The 25,486-nt window shown below is 30.3% G+C and carries 28 protein-coding genes; all 28 read right to left on the bottom strand.

Annotated features, from left to right (window positions below; translation table 11 throughout):
* Window position 1: 1 nt before the first annotated feature.
* A complete protein-coding gene (locus CIW83_RS13935; RefSeq protein ID WP_094902187.1) occupies window positions 2–313 on the bottom strand; it encodes a hypothetical protein in 312 nt (103 codons plus the stop codon).
* A 36-nt stretch (window positions 314–349) separates the two neighbouring features.
* The gene (locus tag CIW83_RS13930) at window positions 350–1,858 is read right to left on the bottom strand and encodes a M3 family metallopeptidase (protein WP_094902185.1); all 1,509 of its coding nucleotides are present in this window, start codon (window positions 1,856–1,858) and stop codon (window positions 350–352) included.
* 196 nt (window positions 1,859–2,054) lie between these two features.
* Window positions 2,055–2,822, bottom strand: coding sequence for a Nif3-like dinuclear metal center hexameric protein (locus tag CIW83_RS13925; protein ID WP_094902183.1), 768 nt, complete (start codon window positions 2,820–2,822; stop codon window positions 2,055–2,057).
* A 33-nt stretch (window positions 2,823–2,855) separates the two neighbouring features.
* Window positions 2,856–4,619, bottom strand: coding sequence for a S41 family peptidase (locus tag CIW83_RS13920; RefSeq protein WP_094902181.1), 1,764 nt, complete (start codon window positions 4,617–4,619; stop codon window positions 2,856–2,858).
* A 59-nt stretch (window positions 4,620–4,678) separates the two neighbouring features.
* Window positions 4,679–5,566, bottom strand: a complete 888-nt coding sequence (locus CIW83_RS13915; RefSeq protein WP_094902179.1) for a phosphotransferase — start codon at window positions 5,564–5,566, stop codon at window positions 4,679–4,681.
* A gap of 22 nt (window positions 5,567–5,588) precedes the next feature.
* A complete protein-coding gene (locus CIW83_RS13910) occupies window positions 5,589–6,152 on the bottom strand; it encodes a histidine phosphatase family protein (RefSeq protein WP_094902177.1) in 564 nt (187 codons plus the stop codon).
* Between the two features lie 50 nt (window positions 6,153–6,202).
* Entirely contained in the window at window positions 6,203–6,961 is a 759-nt protein-coding gene (locus tag CIW83_RS13905; protein ID WP_094902175.1) for an SDR family oxidoreductase, read from the bottom strand.
* Between the two features lie 9 nt (window positions 6,962–6,970).
* Window positions 6,971–7,510 carry a flavodoxin domain-containing protein gene (locus CIW83_RS13900; RefSeq protein WP_094902173.1) on the bottom strand — a complete coding sequence of 180 codons (540 nt, stop codon included), beginning with the start codon at window positions 7,508–7,510 and terminating at the stop codon, window positions 6,971–6,973.
* A gap of 269 nt (window positions 7,511–7,779) precedes the next feature.
* On the bottom strand, window positions 7,780–8,082 hold the full coding sequence (locus CIW83_RS13895) for a hypothetical protein (protein WP_094902171.1): 303 nt from the start codon (window positions 8,080–8,082) through the stop codon (window positions 7,780–7,782).
* A 17-nt stretch (window positions 8,083–8,099) separates the two neighbouring features.
* Window positions 8,100–8,543 (bottom strand): hypothetical protein, encoded by a 444-nt coding sequence (locus tag CIW83_RS13890; protein ID WP_094902169.1) that lies wholly within the window; start codon window positions 8,541–8,543, stop codon window positions 8,100–8,102.
* A 9-nt stretch (window positions 8,544–8,552) separates the two neighbouring features.
* The gene (locus CIW83_RS22310) at window positions 8,553–8,696 is read right to left on the bottom strand and encodes a hypothetical protein (protein ID WP_158220129.1); all 144 of its coding nucleotides are present in this window, start codon (window positions 8,694–8,696) and stop codon (window positions 8,553–8,555) included.
* 116 nt (window positions 8,697–8,812) lie between these two features.
* Window positions 8,813–10,129 carry a radical SAM protein gene (locus tag CIW83_RS13885; protein ID WP_094902167.1) on the bottom strand — a complete coding sequence of 439 codons (1,317 nt, stop codon included), beginning with the start codon at window positions 10,127–10,129 and terminating at the stop codon, window positions 8,813–8,815.
* A 208-nt stretch (window positions 10,130–10,337) separates the two neighbouring features.
* Window positions 10,338–11,312, bottom strand: coding sequence for an NAD-dependent epimerase/dehydratase family protein (locus CIW83_RS13880; RefSeq protein ID WP_094902165.1), 975 nt, complete (start codon window positions 11,310–11,312; stop codon window positions 10,338–10,340).
* 47 nt (window positions 11,313–11,359) lie between these two features.
* Window positions 11,360–12,004, bottom strand: coding sequence for a DUF1905 domain-containing protein (locus tag CIW83_RS13875; protein ID WP_094902163.1), 645 nt, complete (start codon window positions 12,002–12,004; stop codon window positions 11,360–11,362).
* A 13-nt stretch (window positions 12,005–12,017) separates the two neighbouring features.
* The gene (locus CIW83_RS13870) at window positions 12,018–12,899 is read right to left on the bottom strand and encodes an AraC family transcriptional regulator (protein ID WP_094902161.1); all 882 of its coding nucleotides are present in this window, start codon (window positions 12,897–12,899) and stop codon (window positions 12,018–12,020) included.
* 113 nt (window positions 12,900–13,012) lie between these two features.
* On the bottom strand, window positions 13,013–13,945 hold the full coding sequence (locus CIW83_RS13865; RefSeq protein WP_094902159.1) for a N(4)-(beta-N-acetylglucosaminyl)-L-asparaginase: 933 nt from the start codon (window positions 13,943–13,945) through the stop codon (window positions 13,013–13,015).
* Between the two features lie 17 nt (window positions 13,946–13,962).
* Complete coding sequence (locus tag CIW83_RS13860) at window positions 13,963–14,718, bottom strand: copper homeostasis protein CutC (RefSeq protein ID WP_201259890.1); 756 nt, start codon at window positions 14,716–14,718, stop codon at window positions 13,963–13,965.
* A gap of 241 nt (window positions 14,719–14,959) precedes the next feature.
* On the bottom strand, window positions 14,960–16,423 hold the full coding sequence (locus CIW83_RS13855; RefSeq protein ID WP_162288520.1) for a sodium:alanine symporter family protein: 1,464 nt from the start codon (window positions 16,421–16,423) through the stop codon (window positions 14,960–14,962).
* 171 nt (window positions 16,424–16,594) lie between these two features.
* Complete coding sequence (locus tag CIW83_RS13850) at window positions 16,595–17,431, bottom strand: response regulator (protein WP_094902155.1); 837 nt, start codon at window positions 17,429–17,431, stop codon at window positions 16,595–16,597.
* A complete protein-coding gene (locus CIW83_RS13845) occupies window positions 17,428–18,705 on the bottom strand; it encodes an ATP-binding protein (protein ID WP_235601345.1) in 1,278 nt (425 codons plus the stop codon). Before CIW83_RS13845 ends, CIW83_RS13850 begins: the two co-directional genes overlap by 4 nt.
* Before the next feature lie 117 nt (window positions 18,706–18,822).
* The gene (locus CIW83_RS13840; RefSeq protein ID WP_094902153.1) at window positions 18,823–19,761 is read right to left on the bottom strand and encodes a dipeptidase; all 939 of its coding nucleotides are present in this window, start codon (window positions 19,759–19,761) and stop codon (window positions 18,823–18,825) included.
* A gap of 128 nt (window positions 19,762–19,889) precedes the next feature.
* Window positions 19,890–20,702 (bottom strand): N-formylglutamate amidohydrolase, encoded by an 813-nt coding sequence (locus CIW83_RS13835; RefSeq protein ID WP_094902151.1) that lies wholly within the window; start codon window positions 20,700–20,702, stop codon window positions 19,890–19,892.
* A 136-nt stretch (window positions 20,703–20,838) separates the two neighbouring features.
* Window positions 20,839–21,402 carry a YdcF family protein gene (locus CIW83_RS13830; RefSeq protein ID WP_094902149.1) on the bottom strand — a complete coding sequence of 188 codons (564 nt, stop codon included), beginning with the start codon at window positions 21,400–21,402 and terminating at the stop codon, window positions 20,839–20,841.
* Window positions 21,403–21,560: 158 nt separating this feature from the next.
* Window positions 21,561–22,238 carry a DUF1905 domain-containing protein gene (locus CIW83_RS13825; RefSeq protein WP_094902147.1) on the bottom strand — a complete coding sequence of 226 codons (678 nt, stop codon included), beginning with the start codon at window positions 22,236–22,238 and terminating at the stop codon, window positions 21,561–21,563.
* 70 nt (window positions 22,239–22,308) lie between these two features.
* Window positions 22,309–23,301, bottom strand: coding sequence for an effector binding domain-containing protein (locus CIW83_RS13820; protein WP_094902145.1), 993 nt, complete (start codon window positions 23,299–23,301; stop codon window positions 22,309–22,311).
* 118 nt (window positions 23,302–23,419) lie between these two features.
* The gene (locus CIW83_RS13815) at window positions 23,420–24,307 is read right to left on the bottom strand and encodes a GNAT family N-acetyltransferase (RefSeq protein ID WP_158220128.1); all 888 of its coding nucleotides are present in this window, start codon (window positions 24,305–24,307) and stop codon (window positions 23,420–23,422) included.
* 156 nt (window positions 24,308–24,463) lie between these two features.
* A complete protein-coding gene (locus CIW83_RS13810; protein ID WP_094902141.1) occupies window positions 24,464–24,859 on the bottom strand; it encodes a GNAT family N-acetyltransferase in 396 nt (131 codons plus the stop codon).
* Between the two features lie 37 nt (window positions 24,860–24,896).
* On the bottom strand, window positions 24,897–25,415 hold the full coding sequence (locus CIW83_RS13805) for a CHAP domain-containing protein (RefSeq protein WP_094902139.1): 519 nt from the start codon (window positions 25,413–25,415) through the stop codon (window positions 24,897–24,899).
* Between the last annotated feature and the right edge of the window lie 71 nt (window positions 25,416–25,486).

Genomic DNA, 25,486 nt, shown 5'->3' with positions numbered 1-25,486 from the left:
TCTATTCGCTCTTTAACCAGTTTATTAAAACTATTGTAATAAATACTATTGATACAATTATTAATGAAATCCCCAAGCTGACAATACCATAGGTACAAGCATAGATTAGTTCCCTTGAAGTCTCCCAAGAAGTTGCCCCATATGGTCTTGAAAGACTTAAGCCAATGTCAGCCCCTTTTGCCAATCCTAAAAATATACTTATATTACCTAATATAAATAATCCAATGCTGATTATACTTACTTTTTTTAGTTTGCTGAATTTATTCCAATATGCAATAGCTTTTCTTTTTCCTGCTCCCCCATTACACTCCATAGTAACACTCCTATATAATCTTAATTTCGCTTTGATTTATTCCAAATACCATTTCAGAGAAAACCCTTCTCCACTTATTCTTGCAAATAATTCTTCATACTTATATAATCCTGATGGATCAATTACTTTATTGATTAAAAAGTCTCCAAATTCCTTTGGTTTCTCCGTTACACTATTTACGCCATATTTTTTACAGAAAACCTTTCTAATCATCTCGCAGGTCACATCTCCCATGAAGTAGTTATGCATATATATTGGATGAGTTGTATAATGGATTCTATAAGCAAATGGCGGTGCATCATCAAATGGTTTATCTCCGAATAAATCTTCAAATACTTTAAAATATAAGTTTTCTATATCTTGTAATGAATTAATTTCATTTCTATATAATTCATGGTCAAAGAATATACTCCCTATAAATCTTAAATAATTTAGCTTATTATATTCAGCCAGTTCCTTAAGTTGTAATTCTACAGATTTATCAAAGAAATTTCTATAAAACATTTCATCATATAAGAAGCCTCCAAATAAATTAGCTATACCCTCTGCAATAATTCCACTTACTCCTTGATTTAATAATATCTCTTCTGGTTTAAGCAGAAAGGAATGTATTCCATGTCCAGTTTCATGAAGCAATACCTTATATTCATGGTATTTATTCTTCACATTTGCAAGGATTCTAGAATCTACACCATCCTTTATAGGAAAATTATATCCCCATTCAGATTTGTTCTTTCTTGAGAAAATATCATAAGTAATATTAAAATTATCTAAATCTAATCCAAAGTTTAGGAAGAATTTTCTTAATGTCTCATAGTAGTTAGACATATCTACTGTTCTATTTTGAATAGGAGCTATCTTAGCCATTATATAATCTTCATCCCATGGCATCATTTCATCACCATTTAAAAACTTCCTTGCATATTCTTGCCTTTTACTATTTAATTTATCGATATAAGGCTTTAGTTCATTTTCCCAATTGTTAAATATAGTTGGACTTAATTCATTTTGCTTTAAACTATATTCTACAAAATCTTTATCTCCATAAAGAGTAGCATATTCTTTCCTCATATTAATTAAATCTATAAATCCGCCCTCTACCAAAGGTTGATTGATTTGATTTCTTGCAAAATATGCCTTCTTCCTAAGTTCTCTATTGTCTTCATTAGATAGTATTTGAGTTAACTCAACACTGGAAACTTCTTTTCCATCTAATTTAAATCTAAAAGTATTAAGTATCATAGAAAGTTCATTGGTCTTCTTTTGAATCTTTTCATTTAATTCATTTAGCTCGTCACTTAGATGGTATGATCTAATGGTATTATAAAATATTTCTACTCTTCTTCTATTCACCGGATCTAGATCTCTTTTCATATACTCTGATACTAGCTCATAGTTATTTTTGTCCTCTAAAAAATCATTTATTTCTTTATAAGCTTTCTCTATTCCAAAATCATATCCTGATGTATATTGAACCCATGATAGCTTACTTAAATTTGTCTGCATTTCATCTAATCTAGCTGCTATTTCAAATAATTTTTCCATGTAAAAGCCCCCTTATTTTTGATGTATATATTGTCTTATCTATATTTTAAAAAATGTATCTGGATACCTTAACTCTCCCTTGATTCTATCTAGTTTACCATCTATCAATTCACACACCATGAATACTTCATCAGATACATTAAATTGTTTTAACTCTAGTTCATATCGCCTAAATTCTTATATTTAATTTAGGCATCTATATCGAATTTCTGACTGCTTCTAGATGTTCTTCCTTTAATCTAACTATCTCTATATCCTTATACTTATCTTTTATTTTCATAGCCAGACTTTCAACTCCAAATACTTCCGTAAAAGTATGACTTCCTACTATTAAATTGATACCTGCAAGCTTTGCATATTCAATAGTATATAGCACCTTTTCACCTGTTATATAAACATCACAATTTCGCTTAACTGCTTCTCTAACAGCTGTAGTAGAACCTCCACCTCCACAGACTAAACCAATTCTTTTTATTCTTCTATCCTTAAACTTCCATGACTGTACCGGCTCTTCTAATATATTCTCTAGTTTTTTAACTAATTCTTCGAATATAACCTCTTCTTTAAATTCTGCTATTCGTCCACAAAAGAATCCGTCTGCTTCATGGGTTCTTTCAACTATTTGTAATCCTAATTTCTCAATTAAAGAATTGTTAGTTCCAAAATCACAGTCATCTAATGGAAGATGATTAAAATAATGTGAGATATTATATTCCAAGAGTTTTTCTTTACAAGTTTCTTTGAGTCCATATATGAACTCCCAAGCATCATGATGTGTTATCATTAAGTCAACATTATTTCTTCTTGCTTCTTCTATGGTATCAAGTGTTAAATTTGTACAATATCCAATTCTTTTTACATCCTCTGTGCCTCTTACAGTAATTCCACTTTCTTCATAGAAATACTCATTGTCTTTAGTAGTAAATAACTCTAATATATATTGTTCTATTTCTTTTAGTCGCATATTTATTCCCCTTTAAAATAGTTTTTTTGTTTTTTATTCCCCATTTATGATTTCAATTGCCTTTTCTAATAGTTCATCTCTACCTTCTTTTATTCCTTCAATAGTTGGATGTATTTCTATATCGGGGACTATACCTATTCGCTGTGTTTCACCACCATCAGGATAATATATTCCTATTCCGCTTATCATTGTATAAATCCCTCCTGGAAGATAAATCTCTGATACATTACCATCTGCTCCAGCTGTAGTACTGCCAATAACTGTTGCGTTAGGTGCTGCTCTAAATGCCATTGCAGTATATTCAGCATTACTCTGAGTAGTTTCATTTACTATTATAACTACCTTTCCTTTATAATAGTTTGGATTATTCTTCCCTACTTTCAAAGGCTGCTTCATATGAAATACACCAGGCTCATATATATTACCCTGAGTAAATTTTACAAATTCACTGCTTTTAGGCATTAAATAACTACCTAAAGTAAATACAATAAAGTCTGATGGATAACATCTTAAATCGATTATCAATCCCTTTGTCTCTTTTACTTTAGACATTACCTCTGGTATATATTCATTTTTTATGGTTCCGGGATAAATATAGCCAATATTAGAATTTATAAGTTTAAAATAATCTTTATTCAATTTAGGCTTATTGTCAAAAATTTCATCTATAGGATAACATTGAAGTTTAGATGATTGTTTTTTATCTCCACGGATAAATTCAACATTTAAAAAGTCATCATTAGTCATAAATAAATCACTGCTCATATTTCTTAACTTTGTAGGATAATTAGATGCAGGGTAATATTTCAAATTATCCTCAACTATATTTTCAATAGTTCTATTATTAATTCCAGTAATTATATCTCCTAATTCAAATCCAGATTTTTTCCCTAGAGCCTCATTGTAATATCCTACAACTACTGGTCTGCCTTCTATAAAATTTATTTTCACTGGTGCAAGATTTTCCCCAAAATAATTTTGTAATGTAGGATTACCAAAGATATCTGCGTGTGTATCATGAACTCTTTCTATTAACTCTAAAACAGTAAGATTATATTCTAATTCATTTGAAGAATTAATAAATTTAGGAATAAATTCCCTTAAAACATCATCCCAATTTTCATCTATTAAATATTTGTATGGAAAATAATATTCAATTATATTCCAATACCTATATAAAGATAGCAATCGATAACCAACATCAGGGTATTTCATTGCCTCATATGACCTTTCATTTTGAAAATTTGGATTCCCAGCTCCCCAGTCTAAACTAACATAACGATTAATTCCTTTTCTTTCTGCATTTTTAATATTAGTAAGCTGTATGACAAGATTATTTGATAAATTTGAGTTTGTTATCCAGTCTAAATTTGCAGCTACTTTGATCTCTTCTGCTACTGGCTTGACTCTATCTCTAATTTTAAAATCCCCTTGGCTCTCTATCCAATCATATAAGCTTTTATCCCTAGTGGATTTATCTGCATCTATAACCTTAGGCAGAATCCTAAATAATTCATAGTCCCAATTATATTTTCCCTCTGCAACATTAGGATGATAATATTTTAAATATCCCCATACTTTTCCTAATAAAACTAGATTATTTATACTTTCCTCAGATACTATTATCTTTTCTATCTTTGAGCCATTATCAAATTCACTATTATTTTCTTGTTTCCCTTTTATATCATAAAATATTTGATTTTTACTTACAAATTGTGAATTACCATAAACTTGATTTATAGGACTGCACACCATAGTAATAATACATAAAATAATAACTATTCTTATTTTTTTCATTTAATTACCTCCTCAAATAATCATATCTTTTAACCCTAAACTTTTCTCCCTCCTATATATTAAAGTATTTTTAAAATTTCATTATACAGCTTCCCATTATTGACCTTATCCAGTGCTTCCTGTGCCCACTTTGGAAATATATCTCTTTCACAAGCTTGTGCTAAACTAACTAAAGTTGAAATAACATCATCTATATCTTTCTCTTCTTGATTTATTCTGCCATATTCTTTTATAAATATCTTACTAGCTTCATCTGATAAAGAAGAACAAACATTTCTTACATCATTATATCTAAATCCTATACCAAGCATGTTGTAATCAAACATAAAGGCTTCTTTTTTGTCCTTACTAACCACTAGATTAGTCCAATAAAAATCATTATAGGTAAAGGTTTCTTCAAATTCTTTGATTTTTAAAAACATTAAATCTAAATTATCAATTAAAAGTTTCCATACTTTATTATCCTTAGTATTTGTCTTATTCATGACCAATTCTATATTTTCTTTTGTGATATAATCTGTTTCCTTATAGAATCTTCTATCATTATTTTTTAAGAACTTTGCTCCCTTATGATGCAACTTTTTATACCATAATGCAAGAGCTTTTGCTACCTCTATATCTGAAAGATCAGATTCAATCCCTAACCGATAATATAAACTCCTATCTAAATCCTCTAATAGCAAAGTGTTTTCTGTATATCCTACTACTTCTATTGTAGGTATATTTAGGTTTTTTAATATTTTATAATACTCAATTTCCCTTCTAAATTCGTCTTTTTCAAAATACTTAATTACTAAATGTTTACCGTTATATTTCATCCTATAAAGATAAATCCCATTTTTATCTCTAATCTCTTCTAAATCATTTATTTTATCATGGAATAGTCCTAGTAAGGACAATTCTTCATAAATATGCTTTAATACATTCAGATAACCACTTCCTTTCATATCATCATTTTATACTAATCTATTAATCTTCCTCTATAAAACCACACCATTGAAAATTTTCATCATATTCTACTTCAATAATTCCACAATAGGGTACCTGTCTTTCAAATTTAAACTGTCTCATTAGCATACCATGACTTATAACAATGATTTTATTATACTCTAAATATTTCTTTAGACTATCGTTAGCTCTAATAAACAAGTTCTCTAAATTCTCCCACTTCTTTTCTATATTCTCAGGACATATCCCTTTATGAACTGCACACTTTCTACTGGCATTTATTGCAAATTCATCTGAGTCAAATGTAAATGTTAAATCCGGCAGCCATTCATGTAAATCTAGCTCTATCTCAATGTCTAAGTTTCGTTCTTTAGAAATAATTGCTGCTGTTTGTAAAGCTCTTGTATATGGAGAAGAAACTATCAATTCTGAACCATCTAATAATCTATCTCTAGCTGCTTTTCTAGCTTGTTCTTTTCCAAGTGGAGTTAATTCTGCTAAATCTCTTCCATGTCCTATATATTTCCGTTCACTTACCTTTGAATAATCTGGCTCTCCATGCCTAACAAAAATTAATTTTGTCATTAATGCACCTCTTTTCTCTTGATTTCTTAGTATAAAATATTACCTAATTTTTACTTTAAATCTGTTCTTGCTTTCTTCGTCATTTTCACAAGCATTCTTCCCATTGGCAATGAAAAAGCATAACTAAGTCTCACTGATATTTTATCACCAAATGAAGGAGTAATGATGAATTTCTTGCCGTCTATGTTTTTAACAAACCCTTTTCCTACTTTCTCAGGGGATGATTTAAATTCTTTTGGGATTGGAAGTGGTGAAGATGATTCTGTATCAGTCAAAGGAGGATGCATTATATGAAATGTCACACCACTATCTTCATATTCAATATTCATGCATTTAGCAAAAGCTTCTATTGCTCCCTTACTAGATGCATATGAGCTTATGTCTATAAATCCAGTGATGCCTACACCTGAGCTTGTAAAACAGATTTTACCTCGTCTTTGGCTTTTCATGATAGGGATTACAGCTTCTGTTAGATTTATGGCTCCATAAAAATTTACATCGATTACTTTACTAAAATCTTCCTTACTATGTTCTTCAAAGCTCTTAAATAAACATAAACAAGCATTATGCACAGCATAATCTATACTACCAAATTTAGCATTTGTATCATTAACTGCAATCTTTACTGAATCTTTATTACATACATCAGACTCAAAAGTTAGGAGAGATTCTGGATAGATTTCTTTTAACCTGTTAATATTACCACAATTCATGTCAAGTACAGCCGCATAATTCCCATTCTGTAGCCATTCCTTAACCATATAATATCCAATTCCATTATTGCCACCTGTTAGAAATAATGTTTTCATCTTTTCCCCCTAATTAATTTCTTTGACATATGATACTAATGGCTCTATGGCTTCTATATTGGTGAAATCAACCTTCTCACCATATGTTTCTAACATCATTTTATCTTCTGTTGACAATTCCTCTGGCTTTTTATTAGCTACCATTCTCTTAAGCATTGCCATCATGGATTTATGCAAAAAATTTAATTTGCTATAATCAATTCCCCCACGCAAATGAAAAATTTTCACTTCCTTACGCATTTCTTCTGTAAGATTCTTTTCAATAATTGGTTTGAAAATGTCTTTATCATCTGTTGCAGCAAGCCCTACAGTAAAGATAATAAGGTTTTTTGATTTTAAATCCTGAAAATTCTTTGTAATAATTCCTATACCATTAATACCACTGGCATAAAGTCCACCACCAAATATTATTGAATCATATTCAGATAACTTTTCGCCTTTTATCTCTGAGGATTCAAATAAATCAGCCTCTAATTCCTTAGCAATCCACTCTGCATATTTTTTTGTGCTACCATATTTTGATTTGTATACCACTACTATCTTGTTCATATAATTCCCTCCTTGCTTTTTCATTCTAACTAAATTGATATTTGCCTATCATATCAGATTCGTTTATAAATAACAAAATAATAAGTAAAATCATCAGTAAAAACATAACAGTTCTAGAATTATTCCTAATCGAAAACTCTATCTCTATTTATCTTATATAAATATTCTATAAATCTTACTGAACTCCTTCTTTTTATAGGATTTTTCTTTATATATAGAAATAAGATAGATAGCTCATGCCATCTATCCTTAAATTTCTTCCCCTATTCTTAATCTCCTTTTCTCTTTTTTCTAGATAGAGATAATCCGCCAAATCCACTTATTATAGCTACATAAAATCCAAAATCATACCAAAATCCAGTATTTATTGACTCATATATTCTAATATTATTCTTGCCTATTGAAAATATTAATGAGATAGGTGCTATCCAGCCATGCCATATACCTGACAAAAAGTTAGCTGGTTTCTTTAAACTATATGAGCCATCCCCTGGCATACAGCCTGTTAAAACCAATAATACTAATATAATTATAATAGATAATCTTAATCTTTTAGATAAAATCTTATTCATTGCAAATCCCTCCAAATTTATTTCTCTGTATACCAAGTAGAAAATACACAATCGCTTCCATCTATGGCATGTGTCTCAACTATATCCATATGACATGCCTTCTCAGGAAGTACAAATTGGTAAACGCTATATAACGTTCCTTGACAGCATCTACACCACGTAATTGATTCTGGCTTATCCCATCCGTTTTTAACAGTAAAGCAGCCACAAGAATTTTTTATTCCCATATGAGTAATTATTTTTCCATCTACGAATTCCACCTTTTGTCCGATACGAGGTCTGCCATTTAGAAAATTTGCAACAGCTTTTAGATATTCATTTTCGTCCGTATTATTTTCACGCAGCTCTTTGAAATATTTTTTGTTATATGCAGAGTATTTATTGGTTTTAACGCAAGCACATTCTTGTCTAATTAGTATTAGCTTCTCAGAATCAATATTATCTTCTAATCTGCTAATCACGTCATTTGCCTATTTTGCACATCCTTGGGGAGTTTCCTCCCCGGTAACATTACATAAACCTGAGAGGATTTCTCTTCCTTTACCCTCTCCAACATAAAAATCAATTTGCTTAACTAATCTCTCACAATGCTTTTTTATATTATCTAGCTCCATAATATTAATCCTCCTATATAGAATGTAATTTATATTATTAAATAAAAATATATCAGTGTCTTGTAATTTGGATTATTTCAAAACTTGGTTTGACTAAAACAGACTATAATAACTCGTTAAGTATTGTACCTGTTTACATCAATATTGTTAAGTCTTGTTTCCCTTATAGAAAACTTATAGCCTAAATTTACTATAAAATTATATATTATATTTGTTTTTGAAGCTGATAGTCTTTTAATTATTGATTTCATAGAATAAAATTCTTTTCTAAACCACATATACCCATTAAACAGCTCTTGTGGTGTCATATTTTTAGGCTTAAACGCTACTCTTGTTTTTCCATTAAAATACATCCAATCCATTGATATCAATCTATTTTCTTTCTTCAATTGATCATATATGGGTGTTTTAGGTAGTGGAGTCAATATACTTACAGTAACGCCATCAATACCTAACTTATTGCATGCTTCAAGTGTTTTTTTAAATACATCCTTTGTGTCTGTATCAAAGCCAAATATTATTCCTGCTTGAATAGAAATTCCATTTTTATGGATTAAATCTATTATTCTTTTATACTTATCTACATTATTAATTGTTTTATTAACACTTGCCAAGCCCATTTCAGAAAATGATTCCAGTCCAACAAAAAAATATATACATCCTGATTTTTTAGCTAATTTTAATAGTTCTTCATCTTCACATCTCTCCAATGTAACTTGGGCCGCCCATTTCTTATTAAGTCTGGATAGTTCTTTCATCAACCTTTTAGCATATTCTATATCTCCAAAAAAATTATCATCCCAAAAAACAAAATATTTCTTATCTATACTTTTTATATCTTCAATAACTTCTTCAATTGGACGAACCCTAAAAGAATTAAAATATATTTGTTTTAAATTACAATAACTACATTGATAAGGACATCCCCTTGTAGCAAAAACTGCTCCTTTTGTAAAATATCTTCCTTTTATAAGATCTCTCCTTGGAAAAGGAATTCCTTTTAACGCTGTTGCATATTCGGCCTTGTATCGTTTCTTTGCTTTATCTTCATAAAAATCTTCTAAAAACTGAGGCCATGTTTCTTCAGCTTCTCCTATTATAATATAATCACAGTAATTTATTGCTTCATCGGGCATAAGAGTTGAGTGGGGACCTCCAAAAACAACTTTGCATCCTTTGTTTCTAAATTTAGTTGCCACTTCATAACAATGAGAGGCGTTAGAAGTATTTACTGTTATAGCTATTAAATCAAATCTATCTTCAAGAGGTATTTTTTGATTATATTCATCTATAAGAATAATATCGTATTTTGACTCATCAATAAATCCTGCTAAATAAGGCATAGTGATTTGAATAAAGTTATTGACTTGTTTTTTTCTAAATTTGTTTATTTCTCTATTCTCTGGTGTAATCAATAATATTGTTTTTTTCATAGCACACTCCTATCACTATCTATATAACCTTCATAATTTACAAACCGATTCTTTCGGAAGTATCCTTATTATTCTGCCTTTAATACTTATTCTACAAATTTTTCTAAATTCCTTCTTTTATGAATATTTTTTTACATACAAAACAAGATAGATGGGCTTCCCCATCTATCTTAGATTTAAACTTTCTACGTATTCTTCATTATTTAAATTATTTAATACCATTAATTTCTAATTCTCTAAATATTTCATCTTCGTTATGTATAATATTTTCTTTAAAAGGTATACTGTCTCTATTTTCTAAATACCAATCATAACTATTCTTTAAGCCTATCATAAAGTCAGTTTCTTCACTATAAATACAATTGATTTTACTTGTATCCAATACATTACTATAATCAAAAAAAGGAAAGAAATCTCTCTCTTTTCGTCCTTTAGTTTTATAATCATATTCAATTATTTTAGCTTCTTTACCAACTACTTCTGCACAATATTCAATCCATTCTTTAATAGTAACTGGTTTCTTATTTCCAACATTAAATATAGAAATATTTTGTTTTTTTGTTTTAAGTAATTCTATAATAATATTAGCTAAATCTGTAGTGTAGATAAATTGAAGATATGTCTTGGGACTTGAGATGATAATTGGCCTATCTTTACAGATATGATCAAAAATAAAGCTCTCCCTTTGAGCATAGTTATTTTCTCCATAAACATAAGGAGGTCTTAAAATAATAATATCTGTAAAGGAATTTTTAAAATTGTTAGTATAGTAATTTTCAGCTTCTATCTTATGTTGTCCGTAAGATGTCCAATAGGCATTTTCTTTTAATGAATCATTTTCTTTAAAAGGAAATACCAAGTTATCTACATCATATACAGCACTTGAACTAATAAATACAAAAGATTCTAATTCTTGTTTATTTAGAGATTTGAATAGTATTTCTGCCTGTGCTTTATTTAAGGCAGATACATCTACAACAATATTAAACTTATATTTAGAAAGAACCTTTTCCATTTGCTCACTATCATTTCTATCACATATTAAATTATATACATTTTCATAATCCTGTTTTTTTGTTCCACGATTTAAAGTGAAAACATTATATTTATTTTCACAAAAAACATCAACTATTTTTTTACCAATAAAATAACTTCCACCCATTATTAAGACTTTTTTCTTCATATATATTATCCTTTCTTACGAGTAAGTTAAAAGATTCTCCTAGGTTACTACAATATTATTTCTAAGTATCCTGTTATTTTATTTAAATCAAAGTCCTCCAATATTCCTATACTCGAATCGTAATATTTCCCGTCATAGAAAAGTATCAGATGTCCACTTGTATTTATAATACAACATTTTGGAAGCTTATGATCTTTCTTTAGTTTATAAGCCATTTTATCTGAATGTCCAATTCCATAATAATCTAATGCCTCTATTACCTTACTTAAAGACGTTTTTGCTTTCATTAAAGTAATAACTTCATCTATAGATACTCCTGCAAGCATGGCAACGCAACCTTGTCCGCACAATCTATCTCCTGATTTAATAATCTCAATACTATCTATCTTTCTTATTGGATCTTCTATACTATATGGACTATTATTATTGATACGGGTCAAATGCGATATAACTTCAAAAGATATATCTAATTCTTCACTTGAATTAATAATTTTCAACACATCCTTTACAATTGGTATATAATAGTTGCCATTTCCTTTAGGAACTAGTTTGCATTCAAAATTAAAATCATTTATTGTTACATTCACAGGTATGAGTCCTTTTTGACCTAATACCTCCCATACATTGAAAGGAATACTTATAAACATCTTTGCTCCCTCTTTCAATAAACTTCCCCTAAATGTGTATTGCATTTCCTTCCTCCCGCTATTTAAAAGTTGGCTTGATTGCTATCCATACTTCTTGTCTATTATCCTGTAAATAAGATTCTATTACAGGTAAATCATCTAAATCATAACCTGAATTAGGCAGCCATTCTGTATAAAAACTTTTATAAGTATTCTGAATAGAATCTGGTAATGCTCCATTTGCTTCAATTATTACCCATGTAGCTTTAGGCAATCGTAATTCAATCATATCTCCAGGAGTAATGACCTTCGTACATTCAGCTACATCTACATTAGTAGTTACCCCTAAATAATAATCCATTTCCTCTGAATCTCCCCATTGTCCTCCTGCACTAATCCCAAGGAGTCCTACGGGACGCATATCTGCCTGACTCCAAAGCTCAAATAATCGTTTCATTGTACCATCTCTACCTGCCGTTTCCCATATTTGGGGAACTATTTGAAAAGCCTTTTCTGTTTCTATTCTTTTTCTTATTCCTGAAATAGTAAATGCTGGCCATTGTTCAATTTGGTAATTCATATGATTACCTCCTTTAATCGTTATTTGGAAGGAAATCCTCGGACATGTCTTGAGACTAACCACCTCTGTACGTACTTTAGATGGAAGAACACCATGAAATTTTCTAAAAGCTCTGGTAAAAGCATCTTGGGAAGTATATCCGTATTTCATTGCTATATCGATTATATTTTCCTTACTATTCAAAATATGAAAAGCTGCTAACGTAAGTCGTCTGTTTCTAATATACTCACTTAAAGATTGGTCTGCAATATAGGAAAACATTCTCTGAAAATTATATACAGAACATACTGCAAGTTTTGCAATTTCATCATAGGAAATTTCTTTATCAAGATTTTCTTCTATATAATCAACTACATTGTTAACACGTTTAATCCATTCCATCCTACTTATTTCCTCCTTTAGACTCTAGAATATACTAATTTATGAAAATAATCTCGATTTTTTTTGCCCTAATTTATCGATTATAATTTCATATGGAGATCCTCTTTATTATCCTACTCCGTATGAGTGTCGATCCATTCTTGAGTTGCTTTTACGTAGGTTGTTTTTCCATCTGAAAATGAGGCGATATATACTGTAGGTTCTTCCGTTTCGGTAGCCACTACAAAGGAAAATTTATTTATATTTGTTGCCACACCCCATTCTCCCTTATTATTCATACATACTACGGAAATATCTTTTGCTCCTCCTCTTTTAGAAATTAGCTTTTGGTTTAATTTATTTACAGCTTTTTCCGCAGCCTCCTGCGGATGAAGTCCCTCTTCCATAAGACGCACTATCTCATATGATATGCAGCCTTTCATTATATCTTCACCTACTCCAGTGGCACTAGCAGCCCCTATTTCGCTATCTGCATAAAAACCTGAACCAGATAATGGTGAATCTCCAATCCTCCCAGGTCTTTTCATAAAGAGACCGCTGGTAGATGTGGCAACAGCCATCTTTCCATTTCTATCTAGCCCAACTATTCCAACAGTATCATGTCCATCATATGCCTTAAGTTTATCTAACTTAATCTCACTTTTCTTTTTTTCCCACTCCTTCTTAGAATAATCTGTAAGCATATTGGTTCTCTGGAATTCCATTGTATGTGCGTATCTCTCAGCACCTTGTCCTACTAAAAATATATTATATCTTTCATCCATAAGTTTTCTTGCAATCGAAATTGGATTTTTAAAATCCTTAATACTTCCTACAGCCCCAATAGAAAATGTATCTCCATCCATAAAAGCTGCATCAAGTTCAACCTCACAGTCTCGATTTGGTAATCCACCATAACCTACAGACCTATATTCTGGACAATCTTCTACCATTTTTACCGCAATTTCAATAGCATCTAAGGATGACTTCCCATCTTTTAATAATTTTTGTGCTTCTATTATTCCTTCTAAAGCCATTCTCCAAGTACCTATTATTCCCCAACTCATTATGTACACCTCTCATATCATTTTATATTATTTAATATCTTAGTTATATTCCTCACAGATTCTTCACAAGTAAAATAATTATCATATTCAGAAACTATTAAACTTCCACCCATATCTACTCTGTCATTTCTATACTCCATGATACTTTCTATTCTTTTCTTTGCAGATAAATGAATTTCTCCTGCCCCTGTACTGTCGATTATGAACCTTACATTTTCCTCACTAACCCCTGATCCCGGCATAATAATTATTTTATCTTCTGCTCTTTTGACTAATTCTCTGATTAAATCTATACCTTGCATAGCCTTGCTTTCTTTCCCAGATGTTAATATTCTTTCTACACCAAGATCAATAAGTATATCTAAAGATTTAAAAGGATTTTTAGTCATATCAAAGGCTCTATGAAATGTAACAGTAAGAGGCCTAGATAATTCTATTAGTTCTTTCATTATATTTACGTCTATCTCACCATTAGGCTTGAGCACTCCTATTACTATACCCTTCACACCATACCTTTTAGCAATCTCTATATCCTTCTTCATTACCTCAATCTCTAAGGGAGAATAACAGAAATCACCACTTCTTGGACGAATCATCACATTTATATCAATGGTTAGATATTTCCTAGCTAGTTCAATCATCCCTGCACTGGGAGTAGTTCCTCCTCCAATTAAATTGTCGCAAAGTTCTATCCTACTAGCCCCTCCATTTTGTGCTGCTAAAGCAGATTGAATGGAATCTACACATATCTCAATTTTTATTTCTTTTTTCAAAAAATCACCTCCAAGTCTATAGCTCAAACTCTATGTAACTTTATCTTAAATTTAGCTCTCTATTTACTACTATACTAAAACTAATTATATCAAATCAATAAACTAATTCCTATATCATCTCAATAGTAAGACTAAACAAATAGATACAAAAAGGTAGATAGCTCTTGCTATCCACCTTTTTGATTTGGGATATTAAACCTGTGTAAGTATCCTTCCGGATATCCCTGTGTCATAATATTTATTATTTTAAAATTGTAGTACTCAATCCTTTTCTTAATACTGATTTTTTCTTGTCCTTCTTTTCCTCAAGATTTTGGTATTCATATTCCCAATGGATATTTCCTCTTAGTACCTTTGAATCATAGTCATCAAGAATAAATTTGACTTCCTTAGATAATAGAACTAAGGCTATTATATTAGGAACTGCCATTATACCCATAGACATGTCTGCCAATTCCCATACAAATGTTGGATCTATTAAAGTACCTATTACTAAAGCTGTAAGTACTATACCTTTAAATGCATTTATTGTTATAGAATTAGTGCTTAATATATTTTTTACATTTGATTCAGCAAAGAAATACCATCCTACTATTGTAGTAAGGGAGAAGAATGATAAACATATTGATAAGAACATTCCTCCAAATGTACCAAATCCTGCTGCAAAACCATTTTGAGTCATTATTGTTGCACCTTCAACCATCTGTGCTGCTGGAATATTTCCATTATAGGCACCTGATGCAAGATTTACCATTACCGTTGATAAACAAATCAGAAATGTTGATATAAATACTCCTATCATAGCAGTAAACCCTTGTTCTGCTGGATGCTTAGCATCAGCTACTGCATGTGAATGCGGTGTTGAACCCATTCCTGCCTCATTTGAGAAAAGTCCTCTAGCTAAACCAAATCTTATAGTCTGTTGTACTGTAATACCAAGTACACCTCCACCTATTGCCCCCGGTGAAAATGCTCCTATAAAAATACTCTTTACTGCTGGAACAAAATTTCCAAGATTCATAAATATAATTACTAAACTTCCAAGAATATAAGCACCAGCCATAATTGGAACTACAGTTTCTGCAAAGGATGCTATTCTTCCCATTCCACCCATTAATATAAGTGCCACTACAATTGCAAGTCCAATGGTAACTGCAATTACCGGCACGCCAAATGCACTACTAACTGACCCAGCTACTGAGTTTGATTGTACCATTATACCAACTACGCCTAATGCAATGATGCAGGTTATTGAGAAAAATGTTGCTAAACCTTTAGATTTTAAACCATTTTTTATATAATATGCAGGTCCTCCTACTAATTCTCCATCTTTAGTTTCTCTATATTTTTGTGCTAAAACAGATTCACTAAAAATTGTAGCCATTCCAAAGAATGCAGATATTAACATCCAAAAGGCTGCTCCTGGACCACCTGCTGCTATTGCTGTTGCTACTCCTACTATATTGCCTGTACCAACTTGAGCTGCTACAGCTGTTGATAAAGCCTGAAAAGGTGTCATTTTACCTTCTTCTACTTCTTCCTTGTTCATTATTCCTTGAATCATTTTCTTTAACGCAGGAAATAATCTTGTAAACTGTGGAAATCTAAGTCTTACAGTCATGAACACACCCACACCTATAAGTCCAAATATCAATACATAGTCCCACAGAATAGTATTTACAAAACCTACTAATTCTTTAAACATTTTAATAATCAGCCCCCTATATTGATTTTATTAAGTATATATTAGGCTAATTATAACCTGCGACCTTCAAATACCCATGGAAAGTTTCAAACGGAAACAAGAATTTTTTCAAAGAAATATATGTAAATTAAAAAAATTAGATAAAATTACTAATCTTATCTAAAATTTTTATTAAATCTTACTATAGTAAACTATTCCATCTATAAATTTTTTTATGTTTACTTTCCCTCTCTTTTTACCCTTTCCTCTAATGAAATCCATCTCTATTTTTAGCTGTTCAAAATTATATAATCCATTAGAGTATTCTGTAAATATTTCATTCATATAATCTTCTATTCCTATGTTTGCAAGATTAATCATCCCAATGGTTGCTGTTCTTCTAATTCTCTGCTCCATAGTTTTAGGATTATCAGTGAAATGACCACAAATCTCTTTGACTGTAAAATTAGCCATAGTCTGATTTGTGTCAATTAAATACTTAACTACATCAAGAATATCTTGACTACCTGATTCTCCAATGATACCAATTCTCTGCATCACTCTTTTTACTCCTAGCATGTTATTAACCCCATTATCTTCCACTTTAGTATTTTCAGATTCACCGGAAAATAAGCTTTGTATTTGAGCTAGCTTCTTATTCATATCAATTTTTTCTTTAACTTTATTAATTACAGTTTGTACCTCGATAGCATCAATAGGCTTTGAGATATAGTACTCTACTCCACTTTGATATGCTTTAGAAATCATATCCTTGGAAGATACTTGTGAAATCATAATGTACTGAATGTCAGGATGTATAGTTTTTGCTTCCCTTACTAAACTAATACCATCTTTGCCTGGCATCAGCAAGTCAACTAATACAATATCTGGCTTCGATAATTCTATTTCTTCTAAAGCAGTTATCCCATTATCAGCTCTTCCTATTACGTCTCCTAATTCTTTATCCATTATTATCTTTTCTAGAATTCTAATAATATTGAAGTCATCTTCAACTATAAATATTTTCATTTTAAATTTTCCTCCAATGTTCTTCTTGGAATGGATATATAAAAGCTAGTTCCATTTCCTATCTTGGAGCTAACATTTACTTTACCCTCCAATTGTTCCTCTACTATATATTGAACTATGCTTAACCCAAGCCCTCTATTTACTTCGCCTGTATTATAGTTTATCTTAGTTGAAAAACCAGGTGAGAAAATATGCTTTAACCCTTCTTCATCTATTCCAGTTCCATTATCAGATACTATAAAATGATGCTGTTCTTGGTCTATTTCATGACTTACAATGATCTTAGCTTCTTTTTGAGAATCAGGTATTGCATCCATGCTATTCATAATGAGATTCCTAAGCATAGACATAAGATAGTAATGTTTAGAAGTATAAAAGTTTTCTCCTATATTAAATACAAGATTTATATCCTTATCTAATCTCCTTATTTCTCTCTTCATAGTCTCAGAAAGTATACTAATAATATCTTTAAAATCCATACCCTTATCTTTAAGCTCATTTTCCGTAATTTCCTTCATACCACGGATTACCAATCCATTCTCTTTCTTTATCTCATGCACATCTCTAGCAATAGTTAGAGCTCTATTTGCCCAGCTTTCATTATCTTCATTAAGATTTATCTTCTCAAATAATTCATATGACTCAGACATAACCTTCTCTATATGGTCCATATTCTTTTCAATCCAGTACATTTCTGTTCTTAGCTGAGATGTCAACCATAATAATTTTTTATATCTATTTTCATGTTCTTCCTTCATAAGAAACATTCTATAGTATTTAAGTGCATTTAATACCAGCCATACTATAGCAGAACGAACTATACTTACAAGAAACAATGTTGTGCCAACCTTCCATGGAGAAGGAGATGTATCTATTGTCACTCTTACAAATATTTCTATAAGATTAGCACCAAAGTCACTGATAACCATAACAACAAATATAAAATTTATATTATTCTTATTTCCATAGCCTATTAGTATAGAATAAATAATAGAATAAAAAGCATAGAACAATATTTCTAGCTGATATGAAATTATTACATCATTAATATGACCTTTTGATATGTAATAAACTATCAGTCTTAAAATATATACCATTATACCTGATAATATGCCAGTTGAAACTGGCCTTAACTCATGATAGTAAAAAAGAAATACTACAAAGAATATTATCCCTGCTGAGACTCTAAAATCACTATTTATTAGACCAATATTAACCTGTGATGCTAATGCGACTATTAAAGAAACAAAAATCATCTTTCTATAATCCTTCAAACTAAGTCACCTCACCTATTAGTATATATTTAACATTCTTTCATGTCTATACTTCTATACTAATATCTTCAACCTAGCTTTTAAATATACTATTTCAAAATACACTATCTTCTAGAACTATAACACGTCTTTAATTACCCTTAGTGCATTTTTATAAAATATTTTATCTATTTCATCCTCTGAGAATTTGTTATCCTTTAATGCAAATATAAGCTTCTCTATCTCACCTATATTGTTTATTTCACAATTTGGATGAGAACCATCATAATCAGAACCTAATGCTATTACATCTATTCCTCCTATATTTCTAATATGCTTAATATGTCTTATTATATCCTCTATTCTGGCATTCTCACTTTCACCTAGAAAATCTCTTTCAAAACATATACCCATTGTCCCTCCACTTTCTGATAGAAGTTTTATCATATCATCTGTCAGATTTCTAGAATGTTCTTTTATAGTCCTTGAATTTGAATGAGATGCTATAAAAGGTTTTGAACTTAATCTTACTACATCATAAAATCCTTTATCGGAGAGATGGGAAACATCTATAAGCATGCCTAATTTATTCATCTCATATACTATTTCTTCACCAAAACTAGTTAATCCTCTATCTCTATAGTTCTTTTTTATATTAGGGTATCCTATTTCATTGGCCGTGTTCCATGTAAGAGTTATTGCTCTTACTCCTATTCTATAGAAATTTCTTAAATTATGCATTTGTCCTTTAATCGCTCCACCTTCTTCTATAGCAAGAACAGCAGAAATCTTTCCTTCATTATCATTTTTTATTATATCCCTATAATTAGTTGCTAGACAAATATTGTCTGAGTTTTTTTCAATCTCTATATAGAATTTATCAATCATCTCAAGACAAGTTTCCAAAGGATCAGCTGATTTTTTTAAATCTATCCACATGGCAAAGAATTGAGCTAATGAATTTCCCTTTTTTAGTTTCTTAATATCTATACTTAAGTGATTTTCATATAATTCTAGGTTTTCTTTATCATCCATCAATCTTAAAATTGTATCACAGTGCATATCAATTGATCTCATTCTTTTCACCCCTTTAAATAATTTAATCCTTTATTATATATAATAAATCTAGTATATCTTTGTTTGAGAATAGTTTCCACCTAATTACTTTTTTCATAATTGATAAAAATCAATAATTCATACTCAATCTATTTTTCAACTATTTTCATAATATTTTTCAAGACCCTCTCTAAACGTTCTTTGGTTTTATTAAATAGCATATCATCTTTATGATATACCTCTTCTTCTCCAAAATACCTATCCTCTATATAAGTGGTATACCGTATCTCAATTTGTATAGCTTCAACATTTTCTATTGAACTATAATGTGATACTATATATCCTCCTTTAAGACCCTTTTCGTCAACCTTCACAGTGAAACCTTCGTCAACAAAAGCTTTATAAACACTATGAAAAAATTCATATGAACATGTACTTCCACCACATGTCCCTAGCACAACATCAGCTGTGGATTGTGCATAAAAACTATGTAAATCAAGCAAATAGACTTTATCCCATTCTTTCAAGCTATTATTTATTTCATTTAATAAACAAGTATGATATGGTTCATAAAATTCTTTTATCCTATTCTCAACTACTATATTTGGTAAAGAATTTTCATAAATATTTTTACTAAATGTGGTTTTATGATAAATTAAAGATTCTGTATAATCTCCTTCTATATGTTTTTTATTAATATTTCTATTAACATCAACTACATATCTGCTATAATTAGCTGATATTTTTATAATATTTAGCTTATATAGAAAATCATAAAGATCATTTAAAAACCAATCATTATTTGTAAGTAATGCATTTTGTATCATACTATTTTTCATTTCGGATGTAATACAAGATGATCCATGGGGAATGCTAGCAATTACAGGAGATAATATTTTTGGTCTTTCTATATTTACTGCTTCTATATTACCACTCCTCTCTATTGTAGTATTGTTAGCCATATTATATAATTCGGTTCTTAGACTTGCATTCTTTAGATTTTCTCAATAAATGAAACTTTTTTTTATTATATTATACTATACTTCACAATCCTATAAAGCATATTAGTAATCTTCATCTTTTAATATTAATTCATCATCATTCTTCTTGAAACTTTTTAATGTACTGCCTAAAATATTTACCTACCTTTACCACTTCACCCATAACTATGTCTATCTTTTCTTCATCTAAAAACCAATTATCTTTTGTGATTTCTCTTTTGTCTGGAACAGATGCCACAGAAAATTCTATATCCTTTGGGAATACTAATTGATATGTTAGAAGGGCACGCCTTGAATGATATTCTTTACAGACTAAAATAGCACTTTTCACTGACAAATTATTCTCTTTTATTACTTTCCATGAAAATTCTGCATTGTCAAAGGTATGTTTTGCTTGATCTTCCTTTAATATTTTTTCTTCTGGTATGCCTAATCTTACCCCTATTGATCTCAAAAATTCCCATTCTGAATTATACTCTGGTATTTTAAAATTGAAACCTCCACTTGGTAGTACATATGAAGCTAACCCATGATTATATAATTCTGCTGCTTTCTCCATCAATTGCGGATGACTTCCCCCTGATACTAAGATTATATCCGACTTCTGTATTTCTGTTTTAACAAAAACTAATTCACTTATACAATCAAATGGGTATCTCATTTTATAACCTCCATTTACTTTTAACGATTTTTCCATATATCTATTTTTCTTCTATAGTTAAACCTTCTGTACAATGCTCAACCATCACTTCTAATATGTCATATAATAGTTAATTCATAGATTATTCAGCGAAGAAACAAATGTACTTCACTAAATTTTTAATCTTTATATATCTCCAAATATGATGTTATTTTACCATCTGGATGACACTCTTCAAGAACTCCAAATTCTGGATCATAAAACTTACCTTTGAAATGCAAAACCCAATGATTATAATTTGGCATATGGACAGTTAAAATACATACTTCTGAATAGTTTGGATTTTTCTTAGAAATTCTCTTGTTAGTACCAGAATGTTTTATTTTATAATAATCTAAAGCTTCGATTAATTGTCCAATACTTGTTGACCCTTTAGTATTCATAGCCTTCATTACATCTCCCACATCTACTCCTGCAAGCATAGATATACATGCTTGTCCACAGGCTCTGGCATTAGGTTGTTCGACATAATTTACTGATTCAATCCTTCTATATTCGCCTGATTCATTAACTTTTGGTCTATTGTTTTCATTATTATCAGCTAATTCCATATTTATATTCAAAGTATCTCCTACACTTATTCTTGATTTTTCAATTATCTTTTTACTTATGGGTAGTAAATAAACACCATTTCCTCTTGGAATAAGAGCACATTCATACGGCACTTCATTTATACTTCCTTTAACTCTCATTGCACCTTTTTTATTAAATAAATTCCATACATTGAAAGGTAATTCAATAAAAACTCTACTAGTTTTCTCATAATCTGGCATTGTTATATTAAATGAATGTTTCATCTTTATACTCCTAAAATTTATTTTCAAATATACAATAGTATAGCGAGGGAGTAAATGCCTCCCTCATATCCTATTTTTGCTCTTTCAATTTTATTGGAAATAGTAAATCAAGCTGATGTTCATCACTTTCCGGCCAATTAAGGTTACAATAGTAAAGGTAATTAAGATGTTCCTCAAGCAATCCTCCCATACATTCTCCACCATCATCAGCATAATTTGCTTCATATTTAGGATTGTTAATAGTAACCCAATTTAATAGCCACTCCCACTCATGAAAATTTCCTAGAATTATCATATGTGCTGCATATAGTCCACCAGTGAAATGTTTTTTCTCAAGGGGGGCCGGTACTTCCATATCTTCAGGAATCGTGACCCACACCTCATATCCATAATCAGGTCTATCCTTTGACGGGTTAGGATGATTAAATCCAAATATACGGGCATCTGGTTTAATTTCATAGAGATTACTTGCTTTTACAAACTCCTCTAGCTGCTTTCCTGCATTTTCCTCAGGATTTTCACCGATATAATGACTTGCGGCTACTGTAAATGGCGGTAAGTGAACAATCCTAACATTTTTAAGTGTTGATAAACTTTCTGCTGCCTTGTTTAAATCTTCCATTGACTTTTCCTCCTTAAAACTAACTTTTTGTAAGGATAAGGAATCAATTGCATCAAGTATATAATCATCACTTAATATGCCAAGTTTCAATTTAACCTTTGTTTTCTTCTGCAAAGTCTCAATAAGACGGTTTAGAATCACTTTGATTGTTGATAATGCCGCTATTTCATCTTCTAAATTAGTTATATTTTGTTTAAATACCTCAATGGCTTGAACAACATCTTCGTTATTCAATATATCGCCAATTTGTTTTAATGGAATACGTAGCTTTCTCAAAATAACAATTTGCTGCAAACGTAAAATTGCCTCCTCATCATAGCTGCGATATGCATATCCTTCTTTTTTTGAACTGGTTAAAAGCCCTATTTGTTCATAATATCGAAGTGTTCTTGTGGAAATTTTAAAAGCATTTGAAACTTGGCTAATAGTTTTTAATTCCATATAAATTCCTCCTTACTTAATAAATAAGTATAGGGTACGACACGACGTCAAAGTCAATGAATCTTTATGAAAAAATATAAAGGATTAAATAGTTTATACTATGCTTTAATTGAAATTATTACAATTCCTTTTTCATAATACATAGTTCCTTTATTTCCTTAACTTTCTTGTAACCCTTTTTTTCATATAGTGATTTAGGCTGCCAATTATGTTCATTTGGAAATGACAATACTTCTATTGATTCATATTTTCTATTTTTTACTTCTTCTTCAAGATATTCTATTAATCTTGAAGCTACACCATATCCACTCATTTCTTGGCGAACAGAAAGGCAGGTAATCATAACACCATTAGTACTTTTACTTGATATTGGAAATCCTAGCATTCTTGATATCTCTAATGGAAATGCCTCAATAAATCCTACTGGCTCGTCGTTATAGTATTCAATATAGCCAACTAAGCTACCCTTCTCTAGATTTTCTTTTAAAAAGCTTCTCTTTAATTGCTCATATTTAGCCCAATTCTCTGGAAGATATGATTTTTCATCTAGATATGGATTGTATTTTGTACAAATAATACAACTATCCCTAAGGAGTTTTCCATCATATTTCTTAATCTGAAATTTATCTATATCATATTTAAGTCTCTCTTTAGTGATCGCTCCATAATCAAATTTGTAATCTTCCTCTTCGAAGGATATACCGTGTTCTCTTAAAGCATTTGATATAAATTTCTTTGATGGAGGAAAACCTTTTATTTCATTACCTTGAATAAATAACTTTCCAAAAAGAAGTGGGGATGTCCCATTTTCTCTAATACTTTCTATTATTTCCTCTTCATTAGGAAACCAAGAATATAATGATTCAAATTTACAATCAAAAACATTAAATGATTCAAAATCAACCTGCTCTTTATACTTCAAAAATAAATTACGAAGACGATCTAAAGAAGCAAATGACTCTGGGCAAATTGGAACATAGAAATATCTTGCCACGATTTTTTTCACTATAAATTCCCCCTATCATAACAATTTTATATGGCTATTCTTCTTATTCTCATATATCCAATATATATCTTAGTTCAATAGGTTTATTGGAGAAATGACTATGCTTTTTAGTGCCATCAAATGTGAAACCGTACTTTTCATAAAATCCTCTTGCCCTTACATTCTCTTCATAAACCATAGTGAAGCCCTTTCGCAACCCTCATCTTTCAATATACTTATAACTACATCCATTATCTTAGTAGCTAATCCTTTTCCCCAGTATTCTTCAAGGAAATATATTGAATAAATAGAGCCACACTCTTCTAGCTTCTCATCATTATCTTTATTTGCAAATGCTAAACCACAAGGTATCCCGTCGTAAATTCCAATCAAAACAATTTCTCCATCCTGAATAAATCTTTCAAACTGCTGTTGTCTTCTTTGCTTATCTAGGAATTTGCTTATTTCATTCTCGGGTATAATACTAGAATAAGCTGACCTCCAGCTTTCAACGATAATATTCGCTAGAGATTCAGCATCATCTATCATAGCTCTTCTAATCTCATATTTCAATAGAGTCACCCTTCTTCAGATAATTTTCTAGCTTTTATTATTTCACAAAATTATAATCATCAGGTATTCTGATATATCCTCTTATATTTTTATTTTTATCTCTTTTTACAGTTCCAGATACATTATTGATATTTCCTTCAGCGACAACTATATAGCTATCATAATTTTCCAGAACTATACCAATGTGATCATGAGATTCATTTAAAAAAACATTATTAAATATTACAATGTCTCCTTTACTTGGAATAAAACTATTATTTTCAGCTGGATAATAAAATTGATTTTCAGGCAGACTGCCCCATGATTCCCATGCGGAGCAACCTGCAAAATTACATTTTATATTTTCATCGGGGAATTTTACTGGAATATTAAACCCAGCCTTCATACAGCAGTAATAAACAAATGCAGCACACCATTTTCCATCCCAATTTCCTAGCGACCATTTAGGAAATAAATTAATTATTGGCTCAATGTTGGACTCAAGCCCCATAACATTTCCATGAAAACATTTCTGTGCTTCTAATTTAGCAATTTCACCTAGCTTGTCTCTTTTCATAAATCCCTCCTATAAATGACAATATTTACTTTTTCTGCCTTACTCTTTTAAATTAATGATTTTAAACAATC

Origin of the sequence: Tissierella sp. P1, assembly GCF_002266425.1 — a bacterium.
GTDB classification, from domain to species: Bacteria; Bacillota; Clostridia; order Tissierellales; family Tissierellaceae; genus Tissierella; species Tissierella carlieri.
This window is presented reverse-complemented; position numbering and strand designations above follow the sequence as displayed.

Excerpts from the sequence above, each read along its gene's own strand:
- CIW83_RS13825 (WP_094902147.1), bottom strand. The coding sequence starts at position 22,238 with ATGAAACATTCATTTAATATAACAATGCCAGATTATGAGAAAACTAGT.
- CIW83_RS13855 (WP_162288520.1), bottom strand. The coding sequence starts at position 16,423 with ATGTTTAAAGAATTAGTAGGTTTTGTAAATACTATTCTGTGGGACTAT.
- CIW83_RS13905 (WP_094902175.1), bottom strand. The coding sequence starts at position 6,961 with ATGAAAACATTATTTCTAACAGGTGGCAATAATGGAATTGGATATTAT.
- CIW83_RS13925 (WP_094902183.1), bottom strand. The coding sequence starts at position 2,822 with ATGCGACTAAAAGAAATAGAACAATATATATTAGAGTTATTTACTACT.
- CIW83_RS13880 (WP_094902165.1), bottom strand. The coding sequence starts at position 11,312 with ATGAAGAAAAAAGTCTTAATAATGGGTGGAAGTTATTTTATTGGTAAA.
- CIW83_RS13920 (WP_094902181.1), bottom strand. The coding sequence starts at position 4,619 with ATGAAAAAAATAAGAATAGTTATTATTTTATGTATTATTACTATGGTG.
- CIW83_RS13930 (WP_094902185.1), bottom strand. The coding sequence starts at position 1,858 with ATGGAAAAATTATTTGAAATAGCAGCTAGATTAGATGAAATGCAGACA.
- CIW83_RS13820 (WP_094902145.1), bottom strand. The coding sequence starts at position 23,301 with ATGGAATTAAAAACTATTAGCCAAGTTTCAAATGCTTTTAAAATTTCC.
- CIW83_RS22310 (WP_158220129.1), bottom strand. The coding sequence starts at position 8,696 with ATGGAGCTAGATAATATAAAAAAGCATTGTGAGAGATTAGTTAAGCAA.
- CIW83_RS13900 (WP_094902173.1), bottom strand. The coding sequence starts at position 7,510 with ATGAACAAGATAGTAGTGGTATACAAATCAAAATATGGTAGCACAAAA.
- CIW83_RS13840 (WP_094902153.1), bottom strand. The coding sequence starts at position 19,761 with ATGAGATCAATTGATATGCACTGTGATACAATTTTAAGATTGATGGAT.
- CIW83_RS13875 (WP_094902163.1), bottom strand. The coding sequence starts at position 12,004 with ATGCAATACACATTTAGGGGAAGTTTATTGAAAGAGGGAGCAAAGATG.
- CIW83_RS13935 (WP_094902187.1), bottom strand. The coding sequence starts at position 313 with ATGGAGTGTAATGGGGGAGCAGGAAAAAGAAAAGCTATTGCATATTGG.
- CIW83_RS13915 (WP_094902179.1), bottom strand. The coding sequence starts at position 5,566 with ATGAAAGGAAGTGGTTATCTGAATGTATTAAAGCATATTTATGAAGAA.
- CIW83_RS13835 (WP_094902151.1), bottom strand. The coding sequence starts at position 20,702 with ATGGCTAACAATACTACAATAGAGAGGAGTGGTAATATAGAAGCAGTA.
- CIW83_RS13865 (WP_094902159.1), bottom strand. The coding sequence starts at position 13,945 with ATGAGTTGGGGAATAATAGGTACTTGGAGAATGGCTTTAGAAGGAATA.
- CIW83_RS13830 (WP_094902149.1), bottom strand. The coding sequence starts at position 21,402 with ATGAGATACCCATTTGATTGTATAAGTGAATTAGTTTTTGTTAAAACA.
- CIW83_RS13895 (WP_094902171.1), bottom strand. The coding sequence starts at position 8,082 with ATGAATAAGATTTTATCTAAAAGATTAAGATTATCTATTATAATTATA.
- CIW83_RS13805 (WP_094902139.1), bottom strand. The coding sequence starts at position 25,415 with ATGAAAAGAGACAAGCTAGGTGAAATTGCTAAATTAGAAGCACAGAAA.
- CIW83_RS13885 (WP_094902167.1), bottom strand. The coding sequence starts at position 10,129 with ATGAAAAAAACAATATTATTGATTACACCAGAGAATAGAGAAATAAAC.
- CIW83_RS13870 (WP_094902161.1), bottom strand. The coding sequence starts at position 12,899 with ATGGAATGGATTAAACGTGTTAACAATGTAGTTGATTATATAGAAGAA.
- CIW83_RS13850 (WP_094902155.1), bottom strand. The coding sequence starts at position 17,431 with ATGAAAATATTTATAGTTGAAGATGACTTCAATATTATTAGAATTCTA.
- CIW83_RS13910 (WP_094902177.1), bottom strand. The coding sequence starts at position 6,152 with ATGACAAAATTAATTTTTGTTAGGCATGGAGAGCCAGATTATTCAAAG.